Raw genomic sequence first — 12,454 nt, forward strand, 5'->3', positions numbered from 1 at the left:
CCTTTTCAGTTGCTTGGAAGAGTGTCCGAGTGGTTTAAGGAACCGGTCTTGAAAACCGGCGTGCGGGAAACCGTACCGTGGGTTCGAATCCCACCTCTTCCGCCATATTTATATGAAATCATTAGATTTTATGGCCGGCGGCCCTCTTCATTCTATACACACTATATTAGCTATGCTTGATATTCTTGGTCACGCAGATTGCCATCGAAAATGAAGCGCGACGTGTCACATTAAGAATCCCTGCCTTGTCATGCCCTTCACAACACCAATTTCGAAGGAGATGACAATGATCCGGCAGAGCATCGCAATCGTGTATCATAGCGGCTACGGACATACCGGCCGACAAGCCGAGGCCGTCAGAGCGGGGGTCGAAGAGGTTGATGGCGCGGAGCCTATGCTGTTGACCGTAGATGCGGTGGAGCGCCACTGGAGTGATCTCAATGCGGCGCATGCGATCATCTTCGGCTCGCCGACTTACATGGGCGCAGTTTCTGCACCATTCAAAACATTCCAGGAGGCGACGTCGAAGACAGTTCTTGCGAAGGGCTATTTGTGGAGGGACAAGATTGCAGCCGGTTTCACCACCTCCGAGTCACGATCCGGTGACAAGCTTTCGACGCTGATGCAGATGGTGATCTTCGCAGCCCAGCACGGAATGCATTGGGTCGGTCTCGATCTGCCGCCGGCCAACTGCTCATCGACGGGCTCGGAAGAGGATATGAACCGCCTCGGCTTCTGGCTTGGCGCGGCGGCGCAAGCCAATACGGACGAAGGCCCGGAGACGGCGCCACCGCCATCCGATCTCGCCACCGCCCGTCATCTTGGCCGGCGGGTAGCGCTGACGGCGCTGCAGTTCGCTCGTGGCCGCGAGGTCAATCCATTTGCGCGCGAGTTCGCAGCCAATGAATGAGGCGCCGTCCGATCCGATCTTCGCTGAGCTGCGTCCGCGCCTTGTCAGGCTCGCCTACAGAATGCTCGGATCGGTCACGGATGCCGAGGATATCGTGCAGGATAGCTGGCTGCGCTGGCTGGCGACCGATCGCGCTTCCATTCGCGAACCGGCGGCATTCCTGCGGACAGTCGTCACCCGGCTTTGTCTGAACGAGCTGAAATCGGCCCGTCGTCGCCGGGAGTCCTATGTGGGTTCCTGGCTGCCCGAGCCGATTTTCGATCCGGAAGACGGCGATGCCGCTGACAATATAACCATGCCGCTGATGCTGGCCTTGGAGCGTCTTTCGCCGCTGGAGCGAGCCGCCTTTCTTCTGCACGACGTGTTCGGCATGAGTTTCGATGAGATCTCGTCGGCAATTGGTCGTGAGGCGGCCGCCTGTCGCAAGCTTGCCAGCCGGGCGAGGGCACATGTCACCGAGGCCCGGCCGCGTTTTGCGGTCGGGAAGGAAGAAGGGCTCAAGCTTGCCGAGGCTTTCTTCACGGCGTCGAGAACGGGAGACATGGCCTCCCTTCAGGCTCTGCTTTCAGAGGATGTCGTTGTCTATGCCGACGGCGGCGGCAAGGTGACGACATCGCAGCGACCACACATCGGGCTTTCTGCCACCATGCGGCTTCATGAGCGACTGGCGCGAATTTTCCGCGCGCATCCCTCGCAACTGATCCACTATGCCGTCATCGATGGCTTGCCGGGCTTCGTGACAATAGAAGGCGACAGTGTCGTGCAGACGACCGCGTTGCAGGTCGAACGGGAAAAAATTGTCGCCATCTATTGCACCCGCAACCCGGACAAACTGCAGCACATTATCGGCGCCTTACCGCATTGATGGTTGACGGCACGAAGAGCCAGATGCGAAACCCTCATCTTCTTCGCGTCGCTATGGCGCTTCGGCAAAGAGGATGGGCATGCAGCGCTTCAGCATACGCCGTCTATATCGTGATGACGCTTCGATATTCAGGGAAATCCGCCTGGAAGGACTGGCACGCCACCCAGAAGCATTTGGCGCATCCCACGAAGAAGAACTGATCTATTCGCTGACGCAGATTGGCGACAGGATTGAAAACAATGCCGTATTTGGCGGCTTTGCGGATGACGGAACGCTGGTTGGCGTCGCCGCGGTCGCACGATCAAAGAGCGCGAAAATGCGCCATATCGCCACGATCTGGGGGGTGTATGTACGCCCGCAAGGGCGAGGCACCGGCCTATCGCGTTCCCTGATGATCGCAGCGATCGACGAGGCGAGACAAACATGCCGATCGATCCGGCTCAACGTCGCATCTTCCAACGCGGCAGCCATTCACCTCTATGAATCCCTTGGCTTCAAGGCCTGGGCGGTCGATACGGATGCGCTAAAAGTCGGCGATATCTATCATGATGAAATACTGATGCGTCTTGATACAGCAGCCTGAGAAAACTGCGCCAAATCTCTCCTTCGCAATCCCAGCGCAATGACAAACCGAGTGCATCTGTTGCAGTCCGGCACGACTGATGGCGCTCAGAAAGCAGACCGTTACCGTCGCGGGATGGATGTGATCGACACGACTTGCGGCCGGTAACGCTTTACTGAGCGTTAACCATGATCTTCGGAAATTCTTCGGTGCGCTCAATTTGCATCGCAAAATGGACAAAGTGCAATCATGATTAAAGCACCGTTAGGTGATTGGAGCGTAGCAGGATACCGGAGCGAGGGATTACCGGTAGCAGACCTCCGTCAAAGTAATGAGTAGCGGCTTGGGACAGATGACATTCGAAAATCGGGCGGTGACATACACAACGGCCATGCGTTGGTTTGCTCTCTCACTGATGTGCGCAACCATTACGGCCTGCGGGACGTCTCAGAAGGTTGCTTCGACACGCAAGCACGGCAAGGAATATTTCTCCGAGAAGGAATATGGCGTGAAGGCGAGCCCTCGCGTCGTCAATAACGGACCGGTGCCGAAGGGCGGCGGCCGCTTCATGGTCGGCAATCCCTATCAGGTGAAGGGCAAGTGGTATTACCCCAAGGAAGATTTCGGCTATAACAAGGTCGGCATCGCTTCATGGTACGGCTCGGCTTTTCACGGTCGTCTCACCGCCAACGGTGAAGTCTACGACCAGCAGTCGCTGACTGCCGCCCACCCGACCTTCCCGCTGCCGAGCTATGCCCGCGTCACCAACGTCGAGACCGGATCCTCCATCATCGTTCGCGTCAACGATCGCGGCCCATACCATCCCGGCCGCATCATCGACCTTTCGAACAAGACGGCACAGCTGCTCGACCTTCAGCATAGCGGCACGGGCAATGTGCGCGTGCAATATGTCGGCCGCGCCCGGATGGACGGTCACGACGAACCCTATCTGATGGCCTCTTACATCCCGAAGGGTTCGCGTGTGCCCAGCATCAACCCAGGTGGCCAGATCGCAACCGGCGTGATGGTGGCCTCTGCCGGCCGGATGACTGCTGATCAACTGCCGGATTCGTATACACCAACACCGACGCGCGCCAGCCGCCAGGTGCGCAGCTTTGATGCCGCGCCGGCGATCGCACCCGTCCCGCGCCAGTCGCCCTATTCAGCAACGGCCTTCGCCGACTCTACCCCGGATGGCGATTACAACGCCACCAAGCGCAACGACCCGCCACCGATGATGTGGAATGGCGGAGCGATGCCTGCGGCGGAAGCGGCGGACCCGACCATGATCGTGCTTCCGCGGATCGGCCCGATCCCCCGCGAGCGGCCGGATTTCTCTCCGCGTCTGGCAAGCCAGAAGGACCAGTCCCTTGGCTCCATGGTTGCCGGCTATCAGGAAGCGCCGGTCAAAACAGTTTATGTCGACCTCGCTTTCGATGCCGTCATGGTTCGCAACGACGGTCTCACGCAGGAATCGATTCTCTCGTCCTATCGCCGCCAACATCAGGGTACGACGCAGGTCGATTGATCGGCGTCATTGCCTGAATCTTAACCCGTCACTAAAATAATCGTGCCGGTGGTCGGATGAAGGGGACAATATGCCAAAGCGCTTGATTCTTTTGTTCCTTTTTCTCCTCGGGTTCGCGAATGTCACGGCCGTCGCGCAGCCGGCCGCACCGGGCGCTTTCGACACGAAAGCCGCGCAGGCGTTCATGATTGAAGCCTCGACCGGCACTATTCTGCTTGCCAAGAACGAGGATCAGCTGATTTCGCCGGCGTCGCTTGCGAAACTGATGACGCTGGATGTCGTTTTCGACGCGATCGGGCGAGGGGAGATCAACCTCGACACGGAATATCCCGTCTCGGAAAATGCCTGGCGCACCGGCGGCGCTCCCTCGCGTGCATCGACAATGTTCGCAGCCCTGAAATCGCGTATCCGCGTCGGCGATCTGATCCAGGGTATAGCCGTACAGCAGGCGAACGACGCCTGCATCGTTCTGGCCGAGGGTATGTCGATTAACGAACGCGAATTCGCGCGGCGCATGACGGCGCGTGCCCGCGAGATCGGCATGTCGCGGTCGACCTTTACCAATTCGACCGGACTGCCCGATGCCAACGACCCCAATGGCGGCGGCAGGGTTTCCGCGCGGGAGATGGTCATGCTGGCGCAGGACCTGCAGGAGAAGCACCCGGATCTTTACAAATATTTCGGGCAGGCCGACTTCACCTGGAACAAGATCTACCAGCGCAACAAGAACCCGATGCTTCTGCTCAATATCGGTGTAGATGGCCTGGGGCTCGGCTTTGCCGAAGGCGAAGGCTTTTCAATCGTCGCCTCCATTCAGCGGGATGGACGCCGCTTGTTTCTGGCGCTTGGCGGGCTGAAGAGCGACAAGGAACGCATCGAGGAGACGCGACGCGTCCTCGAATGGGGGCTCAGCAATTTCAAGAGCCAACGCATCTTTGCCGATGGCGAAGTGATCGGCGATGCCAGCGTCTATGGCGGTGCCGCATCGACCGTCGGCCTGCGAACTAAGATACCGGTCGATGTCTACGTCCCTGTGGACACGCCGGATCGATTATCCGCCCGCATCGTCTATCGCTGGCCGCTGACGGCGCCGGTTGCTGCGGATTACGAAGCGGGAACTCTCCGCGTCTTCCTCGGTGCGCGTCTGCTACGAGAGCTGCCGCTTTATACGAAAGAATCGGTCGGGCAGGGCACATTGGGTCGCCGCGCCTTCGATGCCCTCATGGAACTGACGGAATCGCTGTTGTTCTCCTGGCTGTGGGACAAGCCTTTGCCGACCTGAGTGGGCCGCAAAGCTCGCGAAATCTCTGTTCACACCCCATATAGAGTGGCGGAGACCGGGACATGCACGGTTCCACCTGGACATGTCTTGGGTTAAACAGGATGCGTATCGCACGCCGCACGAATGGCATGCGAAAAGTGCAGGACATGATCATTGGCTGATGCAAACGGATTATTCGTAAGCTTCGAAGGCGGCGAGGGGGCCGGCAAGTCCACCCAGATTCGCCGCCTGGCTGAACGGTTGCGCGAGCGTGGCCATGAAGTTCTGGTAACGCGCGAACCCGGGGGCTCGCCCGGCGCGGAAGCGGTGCGGCATGTCCTGCTTTCAGGTGCTGCGGAAATGTTCGGCACGCGCATGGAGGCGATTCTCTTCGCTGCTGCCCGCAACGATCATGTCGAGGACGTCATTCGCCCGGCGCTTTCGCGCGGCACCATCGTCCTTTGCGATAGGTTCATGGATTCCTCGCGCGTCTATCAGGGCGTAACGGGCAATCTCGAGCCTGACTATATCGAGGCTCTGCAGAGGGTTGCCGTCAACGGCGTCATTCCGCATTGCACGCTGATTCTCGACATTCCCGCCGAAGTCGGTCTGGCGCGCGCGCGCAAGCGCGCCTCCGCCGTAACCGCACCCGATCGCTTCGAGAAGGAAGAGATGCAGACCCACGAGAAGCGCCGCGAGGCGTTCCTCGATATCGCCGCCCTCGAGCCCGAGCGTTGTCACGTCATCGATGCCCAGAAGTCGGAAGATGAGATCGCCGCTGAAATCGCCGAGATCGTCGACAAGCGGCTCGGTGCAGCGAATATCGCCGCGGGATCGGAAGCGGCGCAATGAGCGATGAACGTCCGGGCGTCCTCGACGGCGCTATTCCTCCGCAAGACAATGCGAAGCTCTTCGGCCATGAAGAGGCGGAAACTTTCCTCGCGCAATCCTATCGCTCCGGCAAGGGCCACCACGCAATGCTGATCGAAGGGCCTGAGGGCATCGGCAAGGCGACGCTGGCCTTCCGTTTCGCCAATCATGTCCTCTCCCATCCCGATCCGGCGTCAGCGCCGGAGACGATCGGCGATCCCGATCCGGCATCGGTCGTCAGCCGGCAGATTTCCGGCGGAGCATCGCACAATCTGCTGCATTTGAGCCGGCCGGTCGACGACAAGACCGGCAAGATGAAATCCGCGATCACCGTCGACGAAGTGCGCCGCGCCGGAAAATTCTTTTCGCAAACCTCTGGCACCGGCAACTGGCGCATCGTCATCATCGATCCCGCCGACGATCTTAACCGCAGTGCGGCCAATGCCATCCTGAAGATCCTCGAGGAACCGCCGAAGCGCGCTTTGTTCCTCGTGCTTTCGCATGCACCGGGCCGGCTTCTGCCGACGATCCGCTCACGCTGCCTGCCTTTGAAACTTGTGCCGCTCGGCAATGATGCCTTGCGCAAGGCACTCGAAAATCTTGGCGTGCCGGCCGGGCAGGGGAGTGAATTGCTCTCCGCTGCCAAGGGTAGCGTCAGCGAAGCGCTCAAGCTCCTGAACTACGGCGGCGGCGAGATCATCGAGGCCTATCGGCAGGTGCTTTCGGCTGATGGGCCGGCGGCTCGCAAGGCGATGCACCGCCTCGCCGATGCGCTTTCCGGCAAGGACAGCGACACGATCTTTGGCTTCTTCCTCTCGCATATCGGCGATGACATCATCGATCGGGCTCGCGCTGCCGCGCTTGGCGGCTCCATTTCCACGGCCGAGAGGCTGGCTCGGCTGCACTCCGAGACCACTGAGCGATTGAACGTGTCCCAAGCCTACAATCTTGACCGCAAGCAGACGCTTATCACCATTCTCGGCGAACTCAAGCAGCAGCTTTCGGCATAGACAGATCGTAATTCCCTGCGAAAGCCACCGCGAAGTTTCCTGTGAATCGTGTCAGGGAAAGATCAGCTTCCAGGCGACAACCGCCAGCGTGACGGCAAGGATGATGCGCACGGACCGCTCATGCAGGCGCGGCGCCAGCAGACTGCCTGCGACGATGCCCGGGATCGACCCCACCAGAAGGGCGAACAGCATCGTCCAGTTGATCTCGCCGATAAGCCAATAGCCCATGCCGCCGATCAGGGTCAGCGGCACTGCGTGGACGATATCGGAGCCGACGATTTCGCGCACGTCCGTCTGGGGATAGAGCACCAGCAGGACTGTGACACCGAGCGCACCCGCGCCGACCGAGGTCATGGTGACGAGAATGCCAAGTATAAGGCCGAGTATGACGGTCAACAGAGCGATATTGCGTGGTGATATCGTTCCGCGTTCGCCGCGCCATTTGCGGATGGCCTCAATGATCTGGCCACGAAAAATCAGCATCAGAGCCGTCAAAAGCAGCAGGCAGCCCAAGGACAGCGTGATGGTATGAGCAACGGCGGGGCTCTCGCGGTTGACGCCGGCCATGATCCAGAGCATGGCGAGCGCCGCCGGCACGCTGCCTGACGCCAGAAGGCTCACGACCTTCCAATTGACCCGCCCATGCATGCCGTGCACGGCCGTTCCCGCGGTCTTGGTGATTGCGGCATAGAGCAGATCCGTGCCAACGGCCGTTGCCGGATGGACGCCGAAGAGAAGCACGAGCAGGGGGGTCATCAGCGAACCGCCGCCGACCCCTGTAATGCCTACAAGCATGCCGACGAAAAAGCCGGAAAAGGAATAGAGCGGCTGAAAGGAATCAATCAAACTCAAATTCACGGCCTCTTGAAGCCGTTAGGCAGACCAATACATAAAATGATGAAATCCACGGCCACTTCTGTCCTGCGCTCCACTCTTCGGAAGGGGTAAAGGCGAGGCGGAGCCGAGTCAAGCAAGGCGCCATCCCGAAGTTCCGAATGCTGCGGGCGCGAAACTTGGTGTTTCGCTCATGACAAACATGCGCTAAAGCGAGCGGAGCAAGAATAACAGCGACGTAACAGTAAAAGCGGGCCATTGCCTCACATGACCGAAAAAACTCCGTTCTACATCACCACCGCGATCGCCTATCCCAACGGCAAGCCACATATCGGCCATGCCTATGAGCTGATCGCCACCGACGCGCTGGCGCGATTCCAGCGCCTCGATGGCCGCGACGTCTTCTTCCTGACGGGTACGGACGAACATGGCCAGAAGATGCAGCAGACGGCGCGGGCCGAAGGCATGGACCCGCAGCAGCTCGCCAACCGCAATTCCGATGAATTCCAGGCGATGGGGAAGCTGCTGAACGCGTCGAATGACGACTTCATTCGCACGACGCAGCCGCGCCACCATGAGACCTCGCAGAACATCTGGAACCTGATAGCCGAGGCCGGCGACATCTACAAGGATTCCTATGCCGGCTGGTATTCGGTGCGCGACGAAGCCTATTACCAGGAAAACGAAACGGAGCTGCGCGCCGACGGCGTGCGCTACGGGCCTCAGGGCACGCCGGTCGAGTGGGTGGAGGAGGCAAGCTACTTCTTCAAGCTCTCCGAATACCAGGACCGGCTGCTGAAGCACTATGAGGAAAATCCGGATTTCATCGGCCCGGCCGAGCGCCGCAACGAGGTCATTTCCTTCGTCAAATCCGGCCTCAAGGATCTGTCGATCTCGCGCACGACCTTCGACTGGGGCATCAAGGTGCCGAACGACCCGTCGCATGTCATGTATGTCTGGGTCGACGCTCTGACGAACTACATCACGGCGACCGGCTATATCGAAGATCGGAACAATCCGCGGGCGAAATACTGGCCGGCCGACCTGCATGTCATCGGCAAGGACATCATTCGCTTCCACGCGGTCTACTGGCCGGCCTTCCTGATGTCGGCGAAGCTGCCCCTGCCGAAGCGCGTCTATGCCCACGGCTTCCTGCTCAACAAGGGCGAGAAGATGTCGAAGTCGCTCGGTAACGTCGTCGATCCGGTTAATCTCGTGAACCATTTCGGCCTCGACCAGGTTCGCTATTTCTTCCTCCGCGAAGTCTCCTTCGGCCAGGACGGCAGCTACAGCGAAGAGGCGATCGGCACCCGCATCAATTCGGACCTTGCCAACGGCATCGGCAACCTTGCCAGCCGTTCTTTGTCGATGATCGTCAAGAACTGCGACGGCAAGATCCCGGAATGCGGACCGCTGACGGACGAGGACAAGGCGCTGCTCGCACAGGCCGACGCCTTGCTCGCTTCGACCCGCGAGGACATGGGCAAGCAGCTCATTCATCGTGCTCTTGCGTCCATCATCGCTCTCGTTTCCGAGACGGACCGCTATTTCGCGAGCCAGGAGCCCTGGGCGCTGAAGAAGACCGATCCTGCCCGCATGGCGACCGTGCTCTACGTCACGGCCGACGTCGTGCGCCAGATCAGCATTCTGCTGCAACCCTTCATGCCGGAATCCTCGGGCAAGCTCCTGGATCTCATTGCCATCCCATCTGACAAGCGTGATTTCGCGGCGCTCGGCGAGGCGGGCCGCCTCGTTGCCGGAACGCCGCTGGAAGCCCCGAAACCGGTCTTCCCGCGCTATGTCGCGCCGACCGCCGAATAAGGTTCTCCATGCTGATCGATACGCATTGCCATCTGGATTTTGCCGATTTCGAAGAGGAGCGCGACGCGATCGTTGCCCGCGCTCACGAGGTTGGCGTCAAGCAGATGGTCACCATTTCGACGAAGGTCAGGAAGCTCGACGGATTGCTTGCGCTCACCGAGCGTTATCCGTCGGTTTTTTGCTCCGTCGGCACCCATCCGAACAGCGCCGACCAGGAGTTGGACATCCAGACGGAAGACCTCGTGCGGCTAGCAAATCAGCACGAGAAGATCGTGGCGATCGGTGAGGCGGGTCTCGATTACTTCTACGATACCGTCAAGCCGGAAGACCAGAAGACCGGCTTCCTGCGCCATATCGCTGCCGCTCGCGAAACACAGCTGCCGCTCGTCATTCACAGCCGCAGCGCCGATGAGGACATGGCCAAGATCCTGACGGAGGAAACAGGGAAGGGGGCTTTCCCCTTTATCCTCCACTGCTTCTCCGCCGGCCCTGCCCTTGCCCAGACCGGCGTGGAGCTTGGCGGCTATATCTCCTTCTCCGGCATCCTGACCTTCCCGAAATCGGAAGAGTTGCGCGAGATTGCCAAAACGATCCCGCACGACCGGCTGCTGGTCGAAACCGATGCGCCGTATCTGGCGCCAAAGCGCTGGCGCGGCAAGCGCAATGAGCCATCCTATGTCGTCAACACAGCGGAAGTGCTGGCTGATACGATCGGCGTCAGCATGGATGAAATCGCCGAGATCACCACGGCGAACGCCTTCCGCTGCTTCTCCAAAATGACGAGGGTCTGACGTCGTGACATACCGGCGGCGCTTCACCATTTTGGGCTGTTCATCGTCGCCGGGCGTTCCGCGTATTACCGGCGACTGGGGTGCCTGCGATCCGAAAAATGCAAAGAATCGACGGACACGTGCCGCCTTTCTCATCGAGCAGATCGCGGCGGATGGCGGCATCACCACGGTCGTCATCGATACCGGTCCGGATTTCCGCGAGCAGATGATCCATGCCGGCGTCAGCTTCATCGACGCCGTACTTTATACCCACGCCCATGCCGACCATATTCACGGCATCGACGATCTGCGCGGCTACTTCCATATTTCAAACGAGCGCATCCCGATCTATGCCGATCCGCCGACCATGGATCGCATTCGCGAAGGCTTTCGCTACTGCCTGGAAACACCACCCGGCAGCAGCTATCCGCCGATCGTGCGGCCGGTGCTGATCGAAAATCTCGAGAAAAGTTTCGTGATCGATGGGGCAGGCGGTCCGATCCGCTTCTGGCCGCACAAGCAGATACATGGTGATATCCATTCGCTGGGCTTCCGTATCGGTAAACTCGCTTATTGCAGCGATATCAGTGATTTCCCGCCGGAATCGATAGAAAAGGTTCAAAACCTAGACATCCTGATCATCGACGCGTTGCAGTATCGGCCTCATCCAAGTCATCTGTCGTTGGAACAGTCGCTCGAATGGATCGAACGCCTGGCGCCGAAACATGCCATCTTGACCCACATGCATACGCCGCTCGATTATGAAACCGTGCTGGCTGAAACGCCCGATCATGTCGAGCCGGCCTACGATCAAATGCAGATCGAACTCGACGTGGAGGATGACGAGCTATGAGCGAAGATATCAAGAAGCTTTCCAGCCTGGAGCGCGTCGAACTTGCGGCGCGCGCACTGGGGCTCGACATCTCGATCAAGCGCATGGAGCAATCGACACGAACCGCCGAAGAGGCTGCCAAGGCTGCAGGATGCGCCGTTGGCCAGATCGTCAAATCGCTGGTCTTCGTAAATGCCGATACGCACGCGCTGACGCTGCTTCTGGTTTCAGGCGCCCATAACGCCGATACGGCATATATTGCAACAGCTTATGGAATTCGATTGAAGCGTGCCGATATCGATCGCGTTCGCGATGAGACCGGTTTCGCCATCGGCGGCGTCGCGCCGATCGGCCATCTGGTCGATCTGCCTGTTTTCATCGACGAAAGCCTTTTGGCTTACGATCAGGTCTGGTGCGCAGCCGGGCGCCCGGACAGCATTTTCTCCTGCAATCCAACGACGCTGGCCGAAAAGATTGCGGCCAAGGTGATCCGCATCAAGGCGAGCTAAGAATAGCGAATACAACCGGCGCCGGCAGAGATTCCATGGGATCCCCGCGGTGCGACAGGGAAGATGCGATGAGCAAGGCTTCAGACGGCAAAAGGATCGATACGGCTTCCCGGATAATTCGCTCGACGCCACACGCGATCTTCAAAGCATTCCTCGATCCCGAAGCATTGGCCTCATGGCTTCCGCCGAAAGGCATGACATGCCGCGTCCACGTCTTCGAACCGCATAAAGGCGGCCGTTATCGAATGGCGCTGGCCTATGACGCACTGGATCATCCAACGCCTGGAAAATCCTCCGAGCATACCGACATTGTTTCCGGTCGATTCCTCGAGATCATGGCGGATGAACGCATCGTTCAGGCGGTAGATTTCGAATCCGATGACGCCGCATTCGGCGGAACGATGACCATGACCTGGTCCTTGACAGAGGTTCCAACCGGCACAAGGGTCACCATAATTTGTGAGGACGTGCCGCACGGCATTCGCAGAGAAGATCATGACGAGGGATTGAAATCGACGCTCGAAAATCTGACCAACCATCTGGAATAAAAGCCAAAAGCGTCTGCACCATCGCCATAACGATACCTGCTTGTCTTATGACTGTGCCTGCTTCTTGTGAGAAAAAGAAGCGCCGGAGAGGACGGCCATCCTCTTCCGGCGATGGGGGATGGATCGGAGACACG

General features: G+C 59.2%; 13 protein-coding genes and 1 tRNA gene. 13 read left to right on the forward strand and 1 reads right to left on the reverse strand.

All coding sequences use genetic code 11. The annotated features are described in order from the left end of the window. The first annotated feature begins 15 nt into the window (after nt 1-15). From FBZ97_RS06910 to FBZ97_RS06945, 8 genes are all read left to right on the forward strand, one after another. Nucleotides 16-105: transfer RNA gene (locus FBZ97_RS06910), tRNA-Ser, on the forward strand. Between the two features lie 181 nt (nt 106-286). Then, nucleotides 287-910, forward strand: coding sequence for a flavodoxin family protein (locus FBZ97_RS06915; RefSeq protein ID WP_145317455.1), 624 nt, complete (start codon nt 287-289; stop codon nt 908-910). Beyond that, a complete protein-coding gene (locus FBZ97_RS06920) occupies nt 903-1,775 on the forward strand; it encodes a sigma-70 family RNA polymerase sigma factor (RefSeq protein WP_145317458.1) in 873 nt (290 codons plus the stop codon). Before FBZ97_RS06915 ends, FBZ97_RS06920 begins: the two co-directional genes overlap by 8 nt. 79 nt (nt 1,776-1,854) lie before the next feature. Then, complete coding sequence (locus tag FBZ97_RS06925; protein ID WP_145317461.1) at nt 1,855-2,358, forward strand: GNAT family N-acetyltransferase; 504 nt, start codon at nt 1,855-1,857, stop codon at nt 2,356-2,358. A gap of 370 nt (nt 2,359-2,728) precedes the next feature. Continuing rightward, entirely contained in the window at nt 2,729-3,865 is a 1,137-nt protein-coding gene (locus FBZ97_RS06930; protein ID WP_246661699.1) for a septal ring lytic transglycosylase RlpA family protein, read from the forward strand. Nucleotides 3,866-3,935: 70 nt separating this feature from the next. Beyond that, a complete protein-coding gene (locus FBZ97_RS06935) occupies nt 3,936-5,147 on the forward strand; it encodes a D-alanyl-D-alanine carboxypeptidase family protein (RefSeq protein WP_145317466.1) in 1,212 nt (403 codons plus the stop codon). A gap of 153 nt (nt 5,148-5,300) precedes the next feature. Next, entirely contained in the window at nt 5,301-5,978 is a 678-nt protein-coding gene (gene tmk, locus FBZ97_RS06940) for a dTMP kinase (protein ID WP_145317469.1), read from the forward strand. Then, complete coding sequence (locus tag FBZ97_RS06945; protein ID WP_145317472.1) at nt 5,975-7,006, forward strand: DNA polymerase III subunit delta'; 1,032 nt, start codon at nt 5,975-5,977, stop codon at nt 7,004-7,006. The genes tmk and FBZ97_RS06945 overlap by 4 nt, the downstream gene beginning before the upstream one ends. 51 nt (nt 7,007-7,057) lie before the next feature. Here the strand turns inward: FBZ97_RS06945 and FBZ97_RS06950 are convergent, their stop codons facing one another. Further along, complete coding sequence (locus tag FBZ97_RS06950) at nt 7,058-7,858, reverse strand: sulfite exporter TauE/SafE family protein (RefSeq protein WP_145317475.1); 801 nt, start codon at nt 7,856-7,858, stop codon at nt 7,058-7,060. Nucleotides 7,859-8,107: 249 nt separating this feature from the next. Between FBZ97_RS06950 and metG the strand changes: the two genes are divergently transcribed. From metG to FBZ97_RS06975, 5 genes are all read left to right on the forward strand, one after another. Continuing rightward, complete coding sequence (metG, locus tag FBZ97_RS06955; RefSeq protein ID WP_145317478.1) at nt 8,108-9,661, forward strand: methionine--tRNA ligase; 1,554 nt, start codon at nt 8,108-8,110, stop codon at nt 9,659-9,661. 8 nt (nt 9,662-9,669) lie between these two features. Next, a complete protein-coding gene (locus tag FBZ97_RS06960; protein WP_145317480.1) occupies nt 9,670-10,452 on the forward strand; it encodes a TatD family hydrolase in 783 nt (260 codons plus the stop codon). Between the two features lie 4 nt (nt 10,453-10,456). Beyond that, nucleotides 10,457-11,284: an MBL fold metallo-hydrolase gene (locus tag FBZ97_RS06965; protein ID WP_145317483.1), complete on the forward strand. Its 828-nt coding sequence runs from the start codon at nt 10,457-10,459 to the stop codon at nt 11,282-11,284. Further along, on the forward strand, nt 11,281-11,772 hold the full coding sequence (locus FBZ97_RS06970) for a YbaK/EbsC family protein (protein WP_113330692.1): 492 nt from the start codon (nt 11,281-11,283) through the stop codon (nt 11,770-11,772). Before FBZ97_RS06965 ends, FBZ97_RS06970 begins: the two co-directional genes overlap by 4 nt. A 68-nt stretch (nt 11,773-11,840) precedes the next feature. Further along, nucleotides 11,841-12,320, forward strand: coding sequence for an SRPBCC domain-containing protein (locus FBZ97_RS06975; protein WP_145317486.1), 480 nt, complete (start codon nt 11,841-11,843; stop codon nt 12,318-12,320). Nucleotides 12,321-12,454 lie beyond the last annotated feature (134 nt).

This window comes from Rhizobium sp. ERR 942 (assembly GCF_007828395.1).
GTDB lineage: Bacteria > Pseudomonadota > Alphaproteobacteria > Rhizobiales > Rhizobiaceae > Rhizobium > Rhizobium dioscoreae.

What these genes read in the sequence shown, in the direction of transcription:
- FBZ97_RS06915 (WP_145317455.1), top strand. Translation starts at nt 287, where the DNA reads ATGATCCGGCAGAGCATCGCAATCGTGTATCATAGCGGCTACGGACAT.
- FBZ97_RS06920 (WP_145317458.1), top strand. Translation starts at nt 903, where the DNA reads ATGAATGAGGCGCCGTCCGATCCGATCTTCGCTGAGCTGCGTCCGCGC.
- FBZ97_RS06925 (WP_145317461.1), top strand. Translation starts at nt 1,855, where the DNA reads ATGCAGCGCTTCAGCATACGCCGTCTATATCGTGATGACGCTTCGATA.
- FBZ97_RS06930 (WP_246661699.1), top strand. Translation starts at nt 2,729, where the DNA reads ATGCGTTGGTTTGCTCTCTCACTGATGTGCGCAACCATTACGGCCTGC.
- FBZ97_RS06935 (WP_145317466.1), top strand. Translation starts at nt 3,936, where the DNA reads ATGCCAAAGCGCTTGATTCTTTTGTTCCTTTTTCTCCTCGGGTTCGCG.
- FBZ97_RS06945 (WP_145317472.1), top strand. Translation starts at nt 5,975, where the DNA reads ATGAGCGATGAACGTCCGGGCGTCCTCGACGGCGCTATTCCTCCGCAA.
- metG (WP_145317478.1), top strand. Translation starts at nt 8,108, where the DNA reads ATGACCGAAAAAACTCCGTTCTACATCACCACCGCGATCGCCTATCCC.
- FBZ97_RS06960 (WP_145317480.1), top strand. Translation starts at nt 9,670, where the DNA reads ATGCTGATCGATACGCATTGCCATCTGGATTTTGCCGATTTCGAAGAG.
- FBZ97_RS06970 (WP_113330692.1), top strand. Translation starts at nt 11,281, where the DNA reads ATGAGCGAAGATATCAAGAAGCTTTCCAGCCTGGAGCGCGTCGAACTT.
- FBZ97_RS06975 (WP_145317486.1), top strand. Translation starts at nt 11,841, where the DNA reads ATGAGCAAGGCTTCAGACGGCAAAAGGATCGATACGGCTTCCCGGATA.